The sequence below is a fragment of the Ruegeria arenilitoris genome (assembly GCF_013035425.1).
In the GTDB taxonomy this organism is placed as follows: domain Bacteria; phylum Pseudomonadota; class Alphaproteobacteria; order Rhodobacterales; family Rhodobacteraceae; genus Ruegeria; species Ruegeria arenilitoris_A.
On sequence record NZ_WQHX01000018.1, the window covers coordinates 1 to 19,978 of the forward strand.

General features: G+C 53.4%; 11 protein-coding genes. 5 read left to right on the forward strand and 6 right to left on the reverse strand.

Going from position 1 to position 19,978, the window contains the following annotated elements; translation table 11 throughout:
- Positions 1-338 precede the first annotated feature (338 nt).
- The 4 genes from GOV45_RS22870 (at position 339) to GOV45_RS22885 (ending at position 8,195) form a co-directional block, all read left to right on the forward strand.
- On the forward strand, positions 339-653 hold the full coding sequence (locus GOV45_RS22870; RefSeq protein WP_170482749.1) for a hypothetical protein: 315 nt from the start codon (positions 339-341) through the stop codon (positions 651-653).
- A 1,339-nt stretch (positions 654-1,992) separates the two neighbouring features.
- Positions 1,993-4,008, forward strand: coding sequence for an adenylate/guanylate cyclase domain-containing protein (locus tag GOV45_RS22875; RefSeq protein ID WP_170482752.1), 2,016 nt, complete (start codon positions 1,993-1,995; stop codon positions 4,006-4,008).
- Positions 4,009-4,159: 151 nt separating this feature from the next.
- Positions 4,160-4,687 (forward strand): GNAT family N-acetyltransferase, encoded by a 528-nt coding sequence (locus GOV45_RS22880; RefSeq protein WP_170482755.1) that lies wholly within the window; start codon positions 4,160-4,162, stop codon positions 4,685-4,687.
- A gap of 235 nt (positions 4,688-4,922) precedes the next feature.
- Positions 4,923-8,195, forward strand: a complete 3,273-nt coding sequence (locus GOV45_RS22885) for an AAA family ATPase (protein WP_170482759.1) — start codon at positions 4,923-4,925, stop codon at positions 8,193-8,195.
- Between the two features lie 465 nt (positions 8,196-8,660).
- Here the strand turns inward: GOV45_RS22885 and GOV45_RS22890 are convergent, their stop codons facing one another.
- A complete protein-coding gene (locus tag GOV45_RS22890) occupies positions 8,661-9,695 on the reverse strand; it encodes a helix-turn-helix domain-containing protein (protein ID WP_170482762.1) in 1,035 nt (344 codons plus the stop codon).
- A 164-nt stretch (positions 9,696-9,859) separates the two neighbouring features.
- Between GOV45_RS22890 and GOV45_RS22895 the strand changes: the two genes are divergently transcribed.
- Entirely contained in the window at positions 9,860-11,245 is a 1,386-nt protein-coding gene (locus GOV45_RS22895; RefSeq protein WP_170482765.1) for a metal-dependent hydrolase family protein, read from the forward strand.
- 770 nt (positions 11,246-12,015) lie between these two features.
- On the opposite strand, the gene GOV45_RS22900 is transcribed toward GOV45_RS22895, so the two are convergent.
- From GOV45_RS22900 to GOV45_RS22920, 5 genes are all read right to left on the reverse strand, one after another.
- Positions 12,016-13,272, reverse strand: a complete 1,257-nt coding sequence (locus GOV45_RS22900; protein ID WP_170482768.1) for an adenylate/guanylate cyclase domain-containing protein — start codon at positions 13,270-13,272, stop codon at positions 12,016-12,018.
- Positions 13,269-13,655, reverse strand: a complete 387-nt coding sequence (locus GOV45_RS22905) for a response regulator (RefSeq protein ID WP_170385089.1) — start codon at positions 13,653-13,655, stop codon at positions 13,269-13,271. Before GOV45_RS22905 ends, GOV45_RS22900 begins: the two co-directional genes overlap by 4 nt.
- Positions 13,652-17,236, reverse strand: coding sequence for a PAS-domain containing protein (locus GOV45_RS22910; protein ID WP_170482770.1), 3,585 nt, complete (start codon positions 17,234-17,236; stop codon positions 13,652-13,654). The genes GOV45_RS22905 and GOV45_RS22910 overlap by 4 nt, the downstream gene beginning before the upstream one ends.
- Before the next feature lie 299 nt (positions 17,237-17,535).
- Positions 17,536-19,116 (reverse strand): adenylate/guanylate cyclase domain-containing protein, encoded by a 1,581-nt coding sequence (locus GOV45_RS22915; protein WP_170482773.1) that lies wholly within the window; start codon positions 19,114-19,116, stop codon positions 17,536-17,538.
- A 154-nt stretch (positions 19,117-19,270) separates the two neighbouring features.
- Positions 19,271-19,783 (reverse strand): thiol-disulfide oxidoreductase DCC family protein, encoded by a 513-nt coding sequence (locus GOV45_RS22920; protein ID WP_367648722.1) that lies wholly within the window; start codon positions 19,781-19,783, stop codon positions 19,271-19,273.
- Between the last annotated feature and the right edge of the window lie 195 nt (positions 19,784-19,978).

Consider the following 19,978-nt stretch of genomic DNA (forward strand, 5'->3'; position numbering starts at 1 on the left):
TTGAACGGAGTGAAATGGGCATCACGGAGCACGATATCGAATGGCACAACGCCTTGCATGGTCCTTTGGTCAAATGAACATAGCAGCGTTTTTTGCTGACCTGATAACCAAGAACGGCCTCAAACCGCTCTCAAGTGTTACTGAACGGCGGCTGCGTCCGCATTGCGGTCGCTAGCGAAGTTTCGGCGAATGACCGAACCGAGCACGAAACGTCCAACTAGGCCGCTGACAATATCTGTAGTATTGACTCCTTAAAAATTTAGAATTGCTTTGTGAATTAGGTCACATCTCAATGAGTTTCTTTCTGATATTTTGTTGGTATCGAGGGAGATTTAATCATGAACATGGTTGCTGCACTCGCACTACTATCTGCTCTTTTTTACTGTATTGCTATGGTCGCCATGAAGTCATGGTGGACACTACCTAACCTGGGCGTGGCAACTATAATCGCTGTTGCTTTGCTGACAGCTGGCGCATTCGAAGTTGCTGCTCTGGGGCATGAAAAACTGGGGCTTATTTACGTGGCTGTAATGGGAGCTGAAGTCATAATTTTGGGTGTAGTCTCACATTTTTTCTTCCAAGAGGTGTACTCAGTCAAAGAAGCTGCCGGGATGGCTCTGGTTCTTGTTGGAACAGCTGTCGCCTGGACTTAGCCCTTCGATATCCCAACGATCTTTCTGCTCAGCGACCTCTTTGAGCGCCCCTATTGTTCGCATAGCAGACATTCACGTTTCGCAAGTTTAAGTCTGCCATCCGTCCATAGGCGGATATCTGACCAAATGACTACGATGTCCGCGTTGTCCGCAAGCCGGTCGTAGCCAAGATTTGGGAGAGCGACCGCTTTCGGTGAGAGCGGTCGTTCCTGGTCGAAAGTTCGAGTTTTCTGGGTTGAACGTCCGCTCAAAGCCGCTAACCGGTCATCTGAGTAAATCAGTCAGGTGAGTGCGTTGAGCCCTTATTGCCAATGCTGCGATTTGAACTAAATTTCACCTTGGCGATTCAGAGCACGCTCTACATTGTTGTCAAATCTCCCAGAACGGAACAATGAGCACAGATGTCAGCCAATGTAAGGACAGAAAACCATGCCTGGAATTTTTCTTCCCGTCACGACATTGCTTGCGAGTACTATTTTGGCGTGGTTGTAGGTTCTCAGTTGGCGCGTAATCAAGTCTAGGCAATCCGGTGGGACCTCACTGGGTGATGGCGGCGACGAAACGCTTCAACGTAGAATCCGAGCGCAGGCAAATCTAACCGAATAACCTCCTCGCAGCTGCGTAGAGCGTAGACTCTTGGCACCTCCGGAAGCATCAAGAAAAGAAAACGAGGATAAAGTCTCGTTTGGGGTGGCCGCGATACTCAAGACAGACAAAGCCGCCCGTGCAGCGGCCTCGGAGGCATCAGGATCCACGCTTTGAGCAACGGATGGGCTGGTTGAATTTGCAGTTGAAAACGCCGCGAAAACCAAGATCCGTTTCAATGTACAGGCTCATTTACCAGAAAAAATGGAAGACTAAGCGATGTCCCATCAACTTAGCATAGCACGGATAAGAATGCCGCGCCTTTTGCCATATATGTTTTGCTGTTAATCGATTTGATCTCGATTGTGACGCTCTAAAGACACCCGTTCGGGTTTTGTCGGTTGATGAGCCGATTTCACCGATCGATGGTACCGAAGCGAACGACAGCTTTGTCCGCTTGGCAGACGTTCAGCAGATTTCAGCGAACGTCCGCTGCCTTTCAATGCGGACCTTCAGGCGAAAATTCTCGGAATGACCACCAGCAATGACCGCTATCCGTTCCTAAGCCGTCATCTGACTGAAAGACTCAGATGACTGCCTTGAGCCCAAAGCAGCCATTAATTTGGCGCTAGCGCGCCGCTACGCAGCAAACGACTGCTCTGAGCCTAAATCGGAAGGGTTTCCTTAGAACCTAAATAAGTAATTATGTTTACGAAAAAGGTCGATGATTTGAGTTGGAGTGAACTGGTGTGATATGCTTGCTTTCAACACCTTCTACATTTCAGCTGGGATCGGTTTCGTGAGTGAAAAGCGGATAGAGCGCAGGCTCACCACAATACTTGCTGCTGATATCGTCGGTTACAGTCGCCTCATGTCATCTGACGAAGCCGGCACACTTTCAAAACTCAAAACTCATCGAAAAGAACTGCTTACTCCCAAGACGACCGAATATAATGGACGTGTAGTCAAACTGATGGGAGATGGCACGCTGATGGAATTTGGCAGTGTCGTTGATGCAATCAACTTCGCCGCGGATGTTCAGCGCTCGATGAAAGAGCGGAATGAATCTGTACCAGAAGACCATCGGATAATTTTTCGGATTGGCGTCAACATCGGTGACGTCATAGCCGAAGGAGATGATCTCTATGGTGAAGGCGTAAACGTTGCTTCTCGGCTCGAAGCTTTGGCCGAGCCTGGTGGTATATGCGTTTCCGGTAACGTTTATGAGCACATCAAGGGCAAGGTCGACATTGGGTTCGAGGACACAGGTGCGCAGCTTGTAAAGAACATTCCCGAACCGATTCAGACCTACAGGGTCATGCTTGAATCTGCCATTCCCGCAGTTAATACGAGCTCGGGCAAGGCAAAGCGAAGCTTGCTCTGGCCGGCTCTGGCTGGAAGCCTCCTACTGCTAGCCGTGTTGGTGGCTGCGTTGTTTTCGCAAAGCCTTTGGGAGGACCCACCTTCAGAAGCCACAACCCTAACGGCGGTCTCCGACAAGCCGTCAATCGCGGTCCTGCCTTTCAACAACCTCTCTGACGACCAAAACCAGGAGTATTTTGTTGATGGCATGACCGAAGATCTGATCACGGATTTAGCGAAGATAAACAACCTTTTTGTAATCGCTCGCAACACCTCCTTTACTTACAAGGACAAACCCGTTGTCGTTCCGGAGGTTGCCCGAGAACTCGGTGTCAAGTTTGTGTTGGAAGGGAGTGTGCGGCGCATCGGTGATCAGGTTCGCATTAATGCCCAGCTGATCGACGGTGCCAGCGGTGCACATATTTGGGCCGATCGTTACGATGGAAATCTCGCTGACGTATTCGCACTTCAGGACGAAGTGACCGGCAATATTGTTGAACAGCTTCAGATCACGATTTCGCCCGACGAACAAAGTCGCCGAACCAAAAGGGACACGGAAAGCACGGCAGCGCATGACGCTTATCTGAGAGGCTGGCAGTTTTTCCGCCGCAACACCCCAGAGGATTTTGTCAAGGCAATTCCCCATCTGGAACGGTCGGTCGAGCTAGACCCGAGCTATGGACAGGCCTGGGCTGCGCTCGCTGCCGTGTATTGGATCGCCTATCGGAACGGATATGCCTGGTCCATCATAGTGAACCCTGACAAATCAAACGGTGTGTCATGGTACGGCGCTTTGAATAAGGCGGAAGCGAACCTCAGACAGGCGATGCGTAATCCTACTCCGCTTGCGCACCAGATTGAATCCCAGATCTCGTTGGAATACAGGCAATATGAACAGGCTTTGCGTGAGGCAGAACGGGCCGTCGGCTTGAACGAAAACGATCCGGCCGGCCACTTGGCGATGGCCTGGGCTCAGATCTTTTCCGGCCAGGCAGAATCGGCGATCACATCCACGGAATTTGGGGTGCAACTTGATCCCCAGTTCCCGGGAAGCCATCTCTACGCTCGCGGCGTCGCCCAGCTGATACTGAAACGCTACGAGGAAGCTGCCAATACACTAGAGCGGGCTCTGGCATTCAACCCGGAAAACAGGGCAGTCCTCATGCCACTGAGCGTCGCCTACACACATCTTGGCCGGACAGAAGAAGCAAAGGTTGCGCTGGAAGGATATGATGAATTCCTACTATTTTTCTCACCGGGTATCGAAACTTACCTGACAAGGTGGCCGTTCAGGTATGAAGCAGACATTCGTCACCTTGGCGAAGCCCTCATCAAAGCAGGTCTTTGTTGCAACACCGATCTGGAAACCTACCTCGAAAAATTGCGCAAAGGCGGCACGCTGGAATAGCGTCACGGCTGCTGTCGCGCACAACTTTAGATTGCCGATATGCAATTACCATGGCCGCACTTGATGATGCACGACACCGCAAACAGAAACTTCGGCTTTTTTCCGCAGAGCGGTCATTCGCGCCACCTCAGCCGCGTGCTATCGGAAGAACATGACTTACGACGTTCGATTCGTGACTGAACTGCGTGACGCGGATGCGTATCACGCTCTGATGACGGAGTATTTCCAAGGAATCGCTTCGCGGCTTTCTGCGGCTGGTGGGCCGGAACTGTCGCCCGCAAAACTTGCGGACGAGACGCTGGCACACGTCGAGGAAACACTGCCGCCAAAAGGGCGTCTCGCTTTCGCCTATGACGACGATGGACGAATTGTGGGCACCGGATCATTCCGACTGATTAACGAAGATACTGCTGAATTTAAGCGCACGTACGTGCGACCCGAAGCACAGAGAACGGGCCTTGGTCGCAAGTTGTTGGAAGCCAGACTTTCTGAGGCCAGAGCGATTGGCTGCCGCCGGATCTTAGCCGATACTGTGAAGGGCAACGTGCCGATGCTTTCGCTCTACGAACACTACGGATTTAGCTACGTCCAACGCTATCCTGGAAACTTCAACCCGCCCGAACTCGATCCCTTTCTTGTCTACCTTGAATGTATTTTGCCTGATTCAGGTCAAATGTAATGGTACTGCTTTGGCCGACATGCGCTGATGTGTGAAGGTCCGCTAGGTCCGCAAAGTAGACGTTCAATCAAGTTGCAGCGAAAGTCTGCTTCGAGCCCATTTTGACAAATGCTGCGCTGTTGTTGAATGTCAATATTAGCACAAATACCATGCCGTTTATTACAATGCTCAAAGATAGATAATGCGCTTTGCCAATCAGCGTAAACTCGATACTCCTGTGTCGTGGAGGATATGAATGACCAAGGTTACAAGCTGGCTGGCTGGCCTCGGGCTGGAGAAATACGCTCCAGAATTTCAGAAGGCGGAGATTGATTTCGATACCATATCGAGCTTGCGAGAAGAAGACCTCGTTGAATTAGGTTTGCCGCTAGGCCCACGGCGCAAAATCTGGGCTGCCATTCAGCGGATTGAGATTAACCCACCCAGAACAACTGATGACACTGAGAAAAATTCAAAAGCGCAAATAGCGCCCAGCTCATCCGCCGAAGGCGAGCGGCGCCAACTTACCATAATGTTTATTGACCTCGTCGGATCAACAGCTCTCTCCGCCCGGTTGGATGCAGAAGAAATGGCCGCTTGCATCAAAGCATACCAGAACGCTGTCGCCGGCGAAATCACGCGTATGAACGGACATGTGGCCAAATTTATGGGTGACGGCGTCATTGCGTATTTTGGTTGGCCGCAAGCGCATGAGGACGAAGCAGAACGCGCCGTGCGGGCGGGGCTTGCCGTGGTCCAGACTGTGGCGCATTTAGAGGCAGGTGGGCAAAGCCTTGCCTGCCGGATCGGTATTGCCACAGGCCTTGTGGTAGTCGGTGAGTTGGTGGGCCATGGAACTGCGCTTGAACAAACGGTGGTTGGCGATGCGCCCAATCTAGCCGCGCGACTGGAAGCAGCGGCGGGTGCAGGAGAAATTTTCGTTGCGGAGGCAACACACAGACTTGTTGCCCCTTCCTTCCGAACAGAGTCGACAGGCCTTTTAAATATCAAGGGCATTGAGGAGCCCGTATCTGCATTTAAGGTGCTGGGTGAGCGCACCCGTGAAAGCCGCTTTGCGCTGCGCGCGGATGGCATGGCTCACCCGCTTGTGGGCAGAGATCAGGAACTGGCCCTCCTGTTGGAGCGCTGGAGAAACGCATGCAGCGGAGAAGGACAAGCGGTGCTTCTCGTGGGAGAAGCGGGTATCGGAAAGTCGCGCATTATGCGCGCACTAGAAGACAAAATCGCAGAAGAGCCACATACCCGTCTTCTCTATCAGTGCTCTCCATTCCATGGGGACAGTGCTTTCTGGCCGGTGACGCAACAGTTGCAGCGCGCAGCAGGGTTTTCGCGCGACGATACCGATGAAATCCGTTTGACCAAGCTTGAGGCGGTATTTGACCGTGCCGACATGCCGATTATTGCGGACCTCATGGGTCTTGATGCACGCGCTCGGTATGGCGCGCATGGTCTCGCGCCCGGACCGCTGCGTTCGCAAACGCTAGAGGTATTATCGCGACAGGTACAACTTCTTGCAAAGGCCAAACCCGTCGCGTTTTTTCTGGAAGACGCACATTGGATCGATCCGACGACGCTGGAGTTGCTCGAGTTGACGATAGATGCGGTGGCAGACGCACCTGTGTTGATGGTTCTGACGTCGCGGCCGGACAGTCAGCCGGACCTTGCAGCCCATCCGCATGTGACGCGGCTGGCGCTCAACCGGCTGGGTCGGGCCAGCGTGGACGCAATCGTCGAGCGACTGGGTGGCGCAAAATTGACTACCGAAACCGTCGAGGTCATTATCCAGCGCACAGACGGTGTTCCTTTGTTTGTTGAGGAATTAACGAAAGCCGTTGTTGAAGGTGGAAAGGCAGCGATCCCGGCATCGCTGCACGATTCGCTCATGGCGCGGTTGGACCGCACTCCAGAAATCAAAGAAATCGCGCAATCCGCGGCATGTATCGGTCGTGAGTTTGATCTCGATCTTCTGATGACGGCCACAGGACGCGATGAAGCCGACCTCAGGCAGGGGCTGGCAGGACTTGCCTCTGCCGAACTGGTGTTCCGACGCGGCGTGGGCGAAAACGAGCGGTATGTCTTCAAACATGCGCTGGTCTGCGACGCGGCTTACGAAAGCCTGCTTCTGTCCCGGCGGCGCAAAGTTCACGAACGGCTTGTCGCAGCACTGCAAAACGCGGCCCCGCCCGAAATTGTCGCGCGGCATGCCGAGGCCGCTGGAATGACCGACACCGCTATCGAATTTTATCACAAGGCGGGTGATCAGGCAGTTCGTCGACCGGCTTACCGCGAGGGCGTCGCGCACTACTTGGCAGCTTTACGCCTGCTGGAAGTTAATGGAAACAGTCCACGCGAGATGCTGTCCGTGGCGACGAAGCGGGGCGTAGCTTTGATCGGCGCAGAAGGCTACTCCGCGAAATCGACTGTTGAAGCCTTCGAACAGGCAAGCCGCTTGCTGGTTGGGCTGGATTATGCGCCAGAATGGCCCGTTGTGCGATATGGAGAGTGGGTCAGCCGTTACGTCAGTGCCAATTTGCCAGAGGCCGAAGCATTGGGGCTATCGGTGCTTAGGGACTTGCCTGAGGAAGACCAACACAACTTCAGAAGCATAGCGAACCGTATGGTCGCGACCTCTCAAACAATGATGGGCCGGTTTAACGAAAGTCTACCTTACTACAATCAAGCTCTTAGCCTATATAATCCTCTGCGCGATGCAGATCAGGCCGGCCGGTTCGGAACAGACGCCAAAGCAGCAGCGAGTGTTTACTTGGCTTTGACGCAGTGGTTTCTTGGTAATATTGCAAGTGCCTATGAACACTCAGAAGCGGCGGTTGAGATCGCCAATTTGCCTGATCATCCCGCCTTGAGCAAAGCCTATTTATTTGGGCATGTCTCGTACCTGAAGTATCTGAACCGCGATCCCGATGCTCTTGAGTGGTCAAACAAAACACTAGCGTTCAGCGATCTGGCGAAGATTGATATTTGGCGCAGAATAGGCCTTATTCCGCGCGCGGCCATGTACGCGGAAAAGGGCGAATACGAAGCGGCTCTGGCAGACGTCGCAGACTGCAAATCTGCTTTGATAAAGGCTAATACCTGGTTGTTCATCGGCTGTGTACTGCGTGCAGAAGCGCGCGCATATATCGGTCTTGGCGCTATCGCGAAGGCGGAAAGCGCCCTGAACGAAATTGATCCGATGATGGATAAGACCGGTCAACGGTGGGATGAAGCAGACACAAAGTGCGCACAGGCTGAGCTTGCACTTGCCGTTGGCGATGCTGGCAAAGCCGAACACTTTTATCGCGAAGCGATACTGGTTGCGCAAAATCAGTCGGCACTCAGTTGGGAGCGTCGTGCCGCTATTCCTTTAGCCAAACTATTGGCGGTGCGTGGTGCTCGGGCAGAGGCCTCCACCCTTTTGTCAGGTGTACAAGGCAAATTCACGTCAGGGTTTGATGCACCAGATTATCTGGCGGCTTCCGAGGTGTTGCGCGCGCTTGGCGTGGACTGATTTGGATTGTCCGCACTGAAGGAAAGCAACAGGCTCACTTTCGACGGCTGCAGAACGTCTGCTGGTTCTAATGTAACGCTTTGGGCGCGCTTCAGCCCAGTTCGAAACTACGCGTTTTGTTTGTTCGAATGCCAGATTTGTAGGTAAATCCAGAACTGTCATTATCTAGTACTCTCGAGGCAGACTTAGGGCAGCTTGTGACGATCAGCTGCTTTGTCCGCAAGCCGGTCGTAGCCAAGATTTGGGAGAGCGACCGCTTTTGCTGAAAGCGGTCGTTCCTGTTCGAAGCTCCGAGTTTTCGGGGGTGAACGTCCGCTCAAGGCCGCTAATCGGTCATCTGAGTAAATCCGTCAGGTGACTGCGTTGAGCCCAAAGTAGTCGCTGGTTTTGCCATCGCAAAAGGCTGCTTGATGCGGAAGACCGGCGTAGCGAAGCGATGCCAGCCAATGGGTCGATGTATCGGTTTCAATCTGGGTCAGGCAGGTGCTTCTGCGTACTCTTTGCACTTGAACTTAGCGCCTTCGTTCGAATCGAACTCGGCGTTTCGCCCACTTGAGATCGAAAGAAACGCGTAAAATGCGATGGGTCGTGATAGCCGAGGTCGCGGGCAATATCAGATACAGGGGCGTCGCCCTCGGCCAGTGCTTCGCGGGCGGCATCGACCCGCAGCCGCTTCAGTTCGCGTGGAACGGTCGTGCCTTGCAGACGCAGGGCTGCTTGCAGCCGGTTAGCGCTCAATCCAAGCGCTGCCGCTATCTCGTTGGCCCCCAGAGCCCGGTCAGCCAACAAAGGCCGCGCGGCGTTGCGCAGGGCGGCGATAATCGACAGGTCGGGCGTCGACTCGGCCTCCGGCACGGAGGGCAGTTCGGCCGCGGTACTCACTTCGTCCAGTAGCCACGCGGTCGGGAAAACCATGGCGTACTCATGCTCCTCTACACGGCGGATACGCAATCCCTGATAGAAGTTGGGGACGGATTCAGGATGTTGAGTCTTGATGAATACCCGGCGCGCATCCCAGTCCTCGCCGACAAGCGCTCTGAGAAATTGGACGTACAGGGCAATCCCGAACCCATGGGTCTGAACTGGCTTGTTCGACGTCCGGATCAGTTGCCTGGCCGAGAAGATCGCCTGTGAGTCTTCGACGCGTACAGCGTAGCTCACGGCGCTCGTCGATTTCGGGACCAGCGTTACGAACCGGATCAAGACCTCGCCCACCGTCTTCGCACCTTTTATGGCCTCGGCAGCTGGCGGCCATAGCGTTACGTCGGTGCTCTCGGCCACGTGGCAGCCCAGATGTGGGTCCGAGGCAGTCTCGGCGAGCGCGTTGGTTAGTCCATATACGATCTCGGCATGAACGGTCGCCGACGGATCGTTCATCATCTTCTCGTCGAGGGCCAGTGCCTTCAGCGCCGGTGCAGGGTCCTTTCCCATGCCCCGGACACGCTGCACGAACGGCAATGCCAGCTGTAGCCGGATGAACCCGTCGGCCTGGGTGTTCATTGGAGGGCAAGAATCACGTGTCGCATGGCCAGAGAGTACAGGATGTCGAGTGACGTGCTGGCCATTTTTGGAAAATTTCCTAGCCATTTTTTCCAAATACTGGCCAGCACCGTGAAGGAGATAGCGCTATGCTCCTTCTAAATCCAATCATTAAGGAGGAAAGGATGATTCGAGGGATTGCAGGAATTTCCGCCGCGATTGCGCTCACTTTTGCTGCGGTATCCGCACAGGCGCAGGACGAACCGCCACAAACCCTGTTCACGAATGTCCATATCTTTGACGGTGTTAACGAGGCGCGGATCGAGAACGCGTCGGTCCTCGTCGAGGGCAACATGATCAAGACAATATCGACCGAGGCAATCGAGGCCCCCAATGCGGAGGTGATCGATGGCGGCGGTAGGACACTGACACCTGGCTTCATCGAGCTTCACGCACACCTCATGCTCATGGGACCGTCTATCGCTTCCATGGAAACGAACTCGACTTGGGAAGATTTCGCCATCCATGGAACCAGGATGGCCGAGATGTACCTGATGCAAGGATTTACGACTGTAAGAGATGCTGGCGGCGCCAACGGTGGTCTGCGGAGGGCCATCGACGCCGGACAGATCGTCGGTCCACGTCACTATGCGTCAGGCGCGTTCCTCGGGACACGCGGCGGCCACGCTGACTTCGCATCCTTCACCTCGCCGCCGGGCGGACAGACCAACTTCGGTAATCTGAACATGGCGCAACAGGTCAGCGGTGTCGATGATGTCTACCTGTATGGTCGTAATAACATGCGCATGGGGGCGACACAGCTGAAATTTATGCAGTCTGGCGGGGTGATCTCGGCCTTTGACCCATGGCAGTTGCTCGCCGGCTCTAAGGAAGAAATCGAAGCTGCCGTTCAGGTTGCCAACGAATACGGTACCTATGTCATGGCGCATTCTTACCGCAAGGAAGCAATCATGAACGCCCTGGAGGCCGGTGTGATGTCCATCGAACACGGCTTCTCCTTCGATTGCGAGATTGCCGAGGTCATGAACGAGAAAGGGGCTTACATAACGACCAACCTGACGGCTTTTGATCCGGGTTTGTTGGATATCCCCTCGGTCAAGAACGAACCCAAGAGCCTCGCGAAAGCGATATCGGCGTCCGCGACTTTCGCGAACTACATTCCGAATATGAAGGAATGCCCGGTGAAACGGGGTTTCCAGACGGATTGCGTTGGCTCGGCCGAAGCCTGCAACATCCAGATCGCCTACGAGAAGCATCTCAACAACGAGTTCTTCGGCCCCTACCAGTCGATGGTTACGCTGACCTCCATCGGCGGTGAAGTCGTTGCTATGTCCGGTGATTTCACGAACCCCTACACGGCCGGAAAGCTCGGGGTGATCGAGGAGGGGGCCTATGCCGATATCCTGCTGATCGACGGTAACCCGCTTGAAGACTTCTCGGTGGTGGGAACCGGCGATCAATGGTTTGGTGCCGATCCACGTCCCGACAGCCCAGAGACGATACGTCTGATCATGAAAGACGGCTTGATCTACAAAAACACGCTGAACTGAGTGTCGCGCGGGGTGAACCCTACCTTTGCACCCCGCGCATCTATTTTCGGAAATCGAAGAAGTCGCTATTTTCGCTCGGTCGGGAACGTCTTCTTAGTCCGCAACAAGGCCATCGCTCAAATTTCCGCCACCGTCCGCTTTTGCGAGGAGCAGCCATTCACAGTAGGAACTTCAAAATTTTTGTCCTGAACGTCGGCTTGGTTCACGTCGCATGCATTGGAGCAAGTTGCAACGAACGACAGCCCTGTGGACTTTTGCCAACGGAACTAAGGCTATCCAAATGAATTAACGCGAGAGTACCGACGGAACTCGTTCGGAAATTTCCGAACAAGAGGCTTCAGCGTTTTTGGCGGATTTCTGGGCGGCGTCATTTCCTGAGATGGACAAGCAACTCAGTCAGTCAAAATAACTACAAAATGCCCACAACTCGAAGGGGCTTAATCTTTTAATTTTCAGGGTCGGCTTCGTCCGCAGAGCGGTCGCTAAAGATGTTTCTGCTGAACGACCGCTCTGAGCCCAATGTTGCCGTTAATTAGAATTGTGCGCGAAGCTCCGCAGCGAAAGACTGTTAAGAGCCCGAAGTGGACATGCGCTGGTTAGTAAGCTGTGTGGTATTGCTCGTCTATGAAACGTCGCATAATCGCAGTTCTTGCCGCCGATATAGGCAACCCTTTTGTTATTGTTGGGTCGGGGTCGACCGGCTCGCGGCGAGTGTTGGGCAGCCTTATCATGGTTGTTTAGCGGTAATGACGTTGGGACAGGTCTGGCGATCAACCCACTGCTTCAATGTCTGCACCAGTTTCGCCGGCCAGCAATCGACCAAGGTGAAACAAGATCAAGGGATCGTCTTCGCACTCGACCAAAAGCGCCGCAAAGGATTGGCGCGCTTTGGGGTCACTCGCCTCTAGCAGCTCATACGCCGCCTTGTAATCTCTCACTTGATCGCTGTCGACAAGCGCCTCTGACAAGGGTTCATAGCAGGTCACCGCTTGCGTTTTGCCTTTCAGCAAGAGTCTTCCAATTGGGCGGCCAGAGAAGTTGTCGATCCCCTTGGCAACACTTTCCGAAGTGCAGATGCGCGTCCCTATCGTCTTGTTAGCCTGTTCCAGCCTTGCCGCAGTGTTCACAGCATCGCCATACGCTGTATAGTCGAAATAGCTCTTGCCGCCGAAATTGCCAATGATCGCACCGCCGCTGTTCACACCTATGCGCGTGTCTCCCAACGCGATGCCGCGATCCAGTAGTTTCTTCTGAAAACCTTGGGCAAATTCGTCGAGCGCCAAGGCGCAGGCCACCGCGTGCGCGGCATGTTCCGGGTCGTCAACTGGCGCACCGAATATTACTTGGATGGCGTCGCCTATGATTTTCATGACTGTTCCGCCGTGCGAAAAGATTGTTCGGGTCATGCCATCTAGGTATTCGTTGAGAATTTCGACGATCAGGTCGGAATCCGAGCTTTCTACCAGCTGAGTGAAATCGGCCAGATCAGTAAATAGAAAGGTTGCTACGCGGCGCTCGCCCTTGGCCTCTATTGCCTCTGGATCACGCGACAACGTCTCAACCACCGTAGGAGAGAAATACCGTGACAGCGTCAATCTCGCTTGCTCGGCATTATCACGGGCCGTGCGCAATTGGCGGAGCAATTCAAGGTGTTCCAGCGTCTTGGCAATGGTCCGGTCGAGATCTTCGAACTCGATCGGTTTGGTCACGAAATCGAAAGCCCCGCGGTTCATAGCCGCGCGGATATTGTTCATGTCGCCGTAGGCCGAAACCATAACAGTTTGCAGATCAGTTTCCATCTCGCTCAACCGCTCAAGCAAAGTGAGGCCATCCATCCTGGGCATGTTTATGTCGGAAAGGACGATATCTATTTTAGGGTTCTCTTCGAGAACTTCGAGGGCGTGTTTGCCGTCATGAGCAAACAATAGATCGAGTTCCCCTTTGCGTACGCGACGCCGAAACTTTTGCGAAATCAACGCTTCAAGGTCGGGCTCGTCATCGACAACAAGAATGCGTGGCGGCGTCACGTCGCATCTCCGACAAATCGTGAGAGCCGCTCTTTCAGTTCAACAAAATCGACGGGCTTGGTCAGGAACTGTTCCGCTCCCAGTTCCCGGACTTTCGCCTCGGTCGCTGCATCACCATAGGCGGTGATCATCATAACCGGTAATTCAGGCCAGCGAGCGCGCAGTTCCTGCAAAAGCTCGATTCCTGACATGCCGGGCATGTTGATGTCCGAAAGCACCAACATTACTTCTTCTTTCGAATGACTTATTGCGTCCAAGGCGGACTCGCCAGACCCGGCAAACCCAAAACTGTAGACTCCTTTTCGTATCTCCCGCCGAAAATTTTGTCGAATCAGGTCCTGTGCGTCGGGTTCGTCATCTACCATCAGAATTTGTCCTGTCATGCTAGGTCCCCCCGAGAATGGACCGGGACCGAAACGACAAAAATTGTGTGATCCCCTGGCTTACTGTCCACAGTCAAAGTTCCACCATGCTGCTTGACGATGGTATCATAGCTCAACGAAAGGCCGAGCCCTGTGCCTTCACCCGCGGGTTTTGTGGTGTAAAACGGTAGAAAAATTTTCTCCCTCATTTCTTCTGGAATGCCCGTACCATTATCGCGAATAGTGACATTGACGAGGTCACCATTGGCTCGCGTCGATAGCCAGATAGTCGGTGAAAAGTCACCTTCTTCCGCGTCTTTACGTTTGTTGGCCGCATACATGCCGTTGCTGATGAGATTAAGAAAAACACGCATCAAATCCTGCGGATAGCAATCGATTTGGCCAACGTCGGGATCAATGTCGGCTCGTATTTCGACATTGAAACTGGAATCCTCCGCCCGAGCACCGTGATAGGCAAGGTTCAGCGCTTCTTCTGCGATCGGGTTTAGTGCAACACGTTGCAACTCGCTTGGCCCCTCACGGGAATGCAGAAGCATGTTTTTAACGATGCTGTCAGCACGTTGACCGTGTTGGTTTATCTTGCCTAAGTTGCCGCGTACTGTCTGCCATAGGTCCTTAGCTTCCTCGCGATCCTCTTCCTCCAGAGCCGCGATCGGGTCTTCTAATATCTCGTGTAATTCTTCCAACAACTCGTCAGACAATTTGGCAAAGTTGTTGACGAAATTCAGCGGGTTCTTGATCTCGTGGGCAATGCCGGCAGTAAGTTGGCCTAGGCTGGCCATCTTCTCGGACTGGATGAGCCGTTCTTGGGCTTGCCGCAGATCGTTGAGGGCTTGTTCAGCCGCATCACGCGCGTTGGAAATCTCCGCTTCACGCCGTTTTAGTTCGGTGATATCGAAATAGGTCAGCATGCGACCGCCATCCGGCAGGTCCACGCATTGGAAACTCAAAGTCATGCCATCAGCCCGACACAACTCGCCCGGTGGCATGTTTCCTGCCCGTATTGCCTCGACCCGCATGGACAGCCAGTCATCCCAGTCCTTCGGCGCGACATCATAGACTCCTGTGCCCTTGTTGTACTCTATCAGCTCCTGCATAGTTGGGCGCTGGTCGATGAATTTCTGATCGATGTTCCAAATTCGCGCAAATGCCCGATTTATTATACGCGCACGTAAATCCGGTCCCATGAACAGAATTCCATAGTCGACGTGATCGATGACCGCGTTAAATTCTGCCAGTGCCGCTTTCAGTGCTTCGTCAGCGAGTTTGCGGTCCGTAATGTCAGTGTAAGTTGCAACTAGGCCGCCACCTTGGATAGGGTTGCCGATAATCTCAATCACCGTACCATCAGGACGAATACGCTCAAATTTGTGCGGTAGGAATTTTGCGGCCAGTTCCACCCGCTCGCGCACTTGGGTATCAATGTCGCCCGGCCCATATTCCCCTCGTTCAGCATTGAACCTAAATGCCTCTTCCATTGTGAATCCGGGGCGAAAGCGTTCGCGAGGAAACTCCATGAGGTCGAGGAATTTCGAATTCAACGCAATTGTGCGCAGCTCTTTATCCACCAGCGTAATCCCCTGGCCCATGTTCTCCATTGTTAACTCGAGGATCGCTGATTGTTGTTCGATCTCCAGCTGTTTGGTCTTCAGTTCGGTAATGTCGGTATAGATCGAGACGATGCCACCATCCGAAGTGCGGTGATCCGTAATCTGCAGCCAGTACCCGGCGACTAGCTGTTCGCGTGGTTCGCCCGAGGCTTTCTTGCGTTTTTCGGCAATTCTCTCAAGATACCCTTCTACTTCTCCTTCGGAAAGTGGAAATAGGCCGCGCTTGATGCCGGCACCGATGATCTCTTCGAATTTCACGCCGGGTACGACCTTGTCGGCGAGTTCGCTCATGTAGGTGCGGTAGCGCTCATTACATACAACTAGCCGATCCTCGACATCCCACAATGCAAAACCAGACGAAATCGCTTCAATTGCGTCTTCAAACCGCTGCCGTGCGGCCTGCGCATCTGCCTCCCTGCGTTTGAATTCGGTTATGTCGTTGTAAACCATGATGCGGCCACCATCAGGCAGGCGACGTTCGTTGAGCATGATCCACACACCGTTGCCCAACTCTAGTTCCCAGTTCGCCTTTGGCTTCTCCCAAGCGACGCGGCGGGCAGCGATCCAACCGTCAACGCCGTCTGGATGTTCGGTAAACATCCCAAGCTCATAGCCGTTGCGGATCATGTCGAAGAATTCGCGGCCCTCATAAATTAGGTTGCTCAAATCGGCGCCGCCAGCGGCGTCGCTGAAGATCTGGACGTAGCGGTCGTTGAATAACTCGACGCGATTTTCAGGTCCCACCAAAAGCAAACCATCGGCGATCGTTTCAATTGCTCCGAGTAGCCGACCTTCAATTCGGGCAATTCGTTCCCGTGCATCCCGGATTTCAGTTATGTCGCGCACGGCACCGACAAGCCGAACGACCCGGCCTTCGGCGTTTCGCACACCAACGCCTCGGTCGTGAACCCAACGGTAACCGCCATCACGCGCCCTCTGCCGGTAGTCACATTCAACGGCATCAGTCCCGCCCTTGAAATGGTTAACGATTGCCTTGACATAAGCGTCGTAATCATCCGGATGGATCTGCTCGGCCCATCGTGTCGAAGACGAATTGGCCTCGTCCAAACTGAGTAGATCGTTCAGGTCAGCAGAGACAAACAGAACATCATTGGTCACGTCCCAATCATAAATTCCATCGCTGGTAGCTTGAGTGACCAACTGGTATCTTTCCTCACTTGCGGCAAGGGCTGCATCCCGTTCAATCTTGGGTGTAATGTCCCGAATTGCGGCCACCATACGCGTCGCGTAGCCGTTAGTATCGCGAATCGAGGTGCCGTGATCCGATACCCAGCGCCACTTTCCGCTGGCTACTTTGAGTCGGTACTCACATTCCCATCGTTTCTTCTTGCCGGATATATGCGCCTCCAACGCTGACAAGTAAGAGGGCAAATCGTCGGGATGAATAATGTCTTGCCATACCCACGTTCTCTCTCCCTTAGGACCGGTCTCAAGCCCTAGGAAAGTCTCAAGTCGTGGGGACGCATAAAACTGGTCGTCGGTAATGTGCCAATCGTAGATTGCCTCTTCCGCAGCGTCTGAAACAAGCGCGTAGCGCTCCTCACTTTCTCTCAATGCTCTTTCTGCTTTTCGTTCGGCGGTGCGGTCTTGATAGGTGACCATCGTTCCTCCAGAGGCCGTTCTGCGATAGCTGATCGCTAGAATCTGCCCGTCTGCCATCTCATGCTCGAGCGCGCGCTCACCAGAGGCACCAATCTCATTCATTCGATCGGCCACTAGCCGATCAGTTTTGCCCGCGCCAAAATCTCCGCGTTCGGCGTTGAAATGCAGCAAATCTTCTAGACTAACACCACGGCGGCAGAGCTCTTTTGGGTAGCGTCGCATCTCGCGAAATGCGGGGTTGCAGTAAACCAGTCGGAGTGCGTCATCGAATATGCCGACACCAACATCCAGAAGCGCTATACCTTCTTCGTACCTGTCTGCTTGGCTTTTCTGGTCAGCGCCATTCATATCGCGTTCCCCCCCTGGAGAAGAATGACTGAGTCAAAGAGTTGAGTCAAAAAATCAACCGTAGAAGCTTGGTTTTAGAGAACACGAGCTATTGTAGAAAGTTCTTGCAATTCAAAGGGTTACGTAGATTGCCGCTCCAGAGCTTACCAAGCCGACCAACCCTTTCCACCAGCCTTTAGGTCACGTGCGTTAGTTACGACATACCCGTAAGGTCCGCTTTGTCCGCGTAGCAGACATTGAGCGGAATTCTCCGAACGTCTACATCGAGCCCAATGCTGCCATTAATTTGAACAAGGATCTCACAACTCAAAAGCGACGACGGAGCCTCCAATGCCCTTCAAGCTGAAAGGGCCTGCAGGTCGCAGGTCAAAATCAATCTGATTGGCAGTTGCCTGAGAAATCAATATCTGACCATCTTTTGCTTGTTCACATAGGCGGGCTGCCAAATTCGGCGCAGGTCCAATCGCCGAATAATCGCGACGAGCCTGAAAACCGATTTGGCCTAACGTTGCTGTCCCCGTACCAATACCGATACCGAGCCCAAGTTGATGCTCTTTCCCACCAGTCCCAAATGGCTTTATCGCGATCCTGACCGCCGCGCGTAAATCCAGCGCTAGTTCTGTGGCCTTTTGTGCCGCGTTCTCTACGGAAACTGGTGCGCCAAACAGCACCAGAAGACCATCGCCCAGGAAACGTTCCAGTGTGCCGCCGCTTGCTTCGATTAACGGGCCGCTGGCAGTGTGAAATGCGTTAAGTGCTTCGATCACTCGATCTGGCGGTGCGGAGTTTGCAAAGGCGGTAAACCCACGCAGATCAATAAACAGAACGCTGATCTCGGCGCGCTTAGTACGCAGTATATCCTCTTCTTCAGGTTCTGAAACGATCAACTCGGCAATTTGGGCCGGCAAGAACCGCCGCAAACGATTTGCGCGCTCAATCTCCTGAACTTGTTTTTTAACTTTGTCTTCCAGTGCAGAATTCAGTGTAGCCAATTCCGCCTTCTGATGTTGTACCTCGTCATATAACTCTCCCAACTTCGCGCTGGTCTGGTTAACGTGCTGGGCTAGCTCTCCAATTTCGTCCCGATTTGGCACGAATACACGTGCATTGAAACGCCCATACGATAGTTCCCCCAATGCCTTACGTATTCGGTCCAAAGGCTGCGTGACAGATGCTGAAATCGTTAAACCGAGCAACAGCGCCGTCGCAATTGCTAAGACGGATGTGCCTACAACTAAATTTTGGGCTTTCTCAAACGCTTTGGCATTCTCTTCGACGCGCGCCTGCATTTCCCGACCCAGGTCAAAGGAGATCGAAGAAACAACGCGATTAAACTTTTCAAGTGCCTCTGAAAGGGCTGTGTCATAGACACGTCTGGCAGCGGAAACGTCTCCTTGGACATACAAGGCACGCATTTTTGAAGCTTCAGTTTGCACGTCTCTTTCCTTGGTAAAGAATTCTTTCTCATACTTCTTTGTAAGAAAGTGCGTGGCTCTTCTCTCATTTCCTGTCTGCGCGGCGGCCGCTCGGAAGAGCAACACTTCATCGTAGAACTTTTTGGCGAGATTATTGTTCTGAGATTGATCTCCGACGTTCAGAAACAACTCTGCCCCAACAAGGTTAATCGCTGAGATGCTACGTTCGATGGACCGCAAAGTGCTTATCCGAATTTGATCACCTACCAATTCTGCGGCTCTAATATTCGCTCGTCGCAGTTCTGATAGTCCAGCTAGCGACAATGCCACCATCAAAAGGACCACTATCAAGAATGCGACAGGTAGCTTTTGGCGAATAGGCAGTGCAACTCGCGCAGCATTCTCTACTAACCAATTCATAGAGCTAGGCTGCGCGTTTGACGCAGGGGAATTTCTGAGTGCCATGGGAACCCTCTTGGTCGACAAAATGCGTCTGCGTGTTTCTGTCATTATGCTTGCACCAAGCAAATCCACAAAACGGGGGCAAATGTTCGAAGATCGACGAAACATAGAAGGCTTGGAAACCGACATTGGACGCCATCGTCTGCGCGACGTTATTCTACACCAGTTGCAGGTTTTTTCTGCAGCCGACGGCGCCTCTATCCGCATAGCAGACCTTGGGGCTTCTTAACGCTCGGTCTGCTATCCAACTCTGAGCTCCCATCTGCGTGTCAATCTGGTTGACCGGCTTCGCCCCGAACCAAGACGCGATCCGGGACAGCACCGGTCGAAGGGGTAAGAAAACGCGGTACGCAAGCTCAGCCATAGGTGTGATCCCCGGCATACGCGTTAGCCGAGCCAGCCAGCGCCATTTGGGCAGAGTGTCCCAAAGCAATGTGAACCCACGCGCCCCCGATACAAGTTTCCCGTCTGGTAACCGCACGTGAAAGCGATCCATAGCCTGTTGCCGGGTTAGATCGTTACCGAAGTTGGCGTCGGCCTTCGACACGTCAACAAAACTCAAACGTTCAGCGCCATCGCACGATGGCGTAATGCCCAATCTCAACTGAGCACAGAGGGCAAGACCCGTCGTAGTACACTGTGGTGCGGGATTGATCGGTTTCGGCTTCACCCAATTTGACTTCAAACTCAGCCTTGTCCGTTATGCGCACTGTGTTCGACCTCCGGTTTTTCAGGCTTCGCCTGTCTCAGTGCAAAACTTAGCGCAAAAACCGAAAAAACGATGGTGCAACCGCAGCAAACAGATGCGCTACGAGGCCGCAACTTGGGGATGCCCCAATATCTGAGGAAGATCCCCACATCGTCA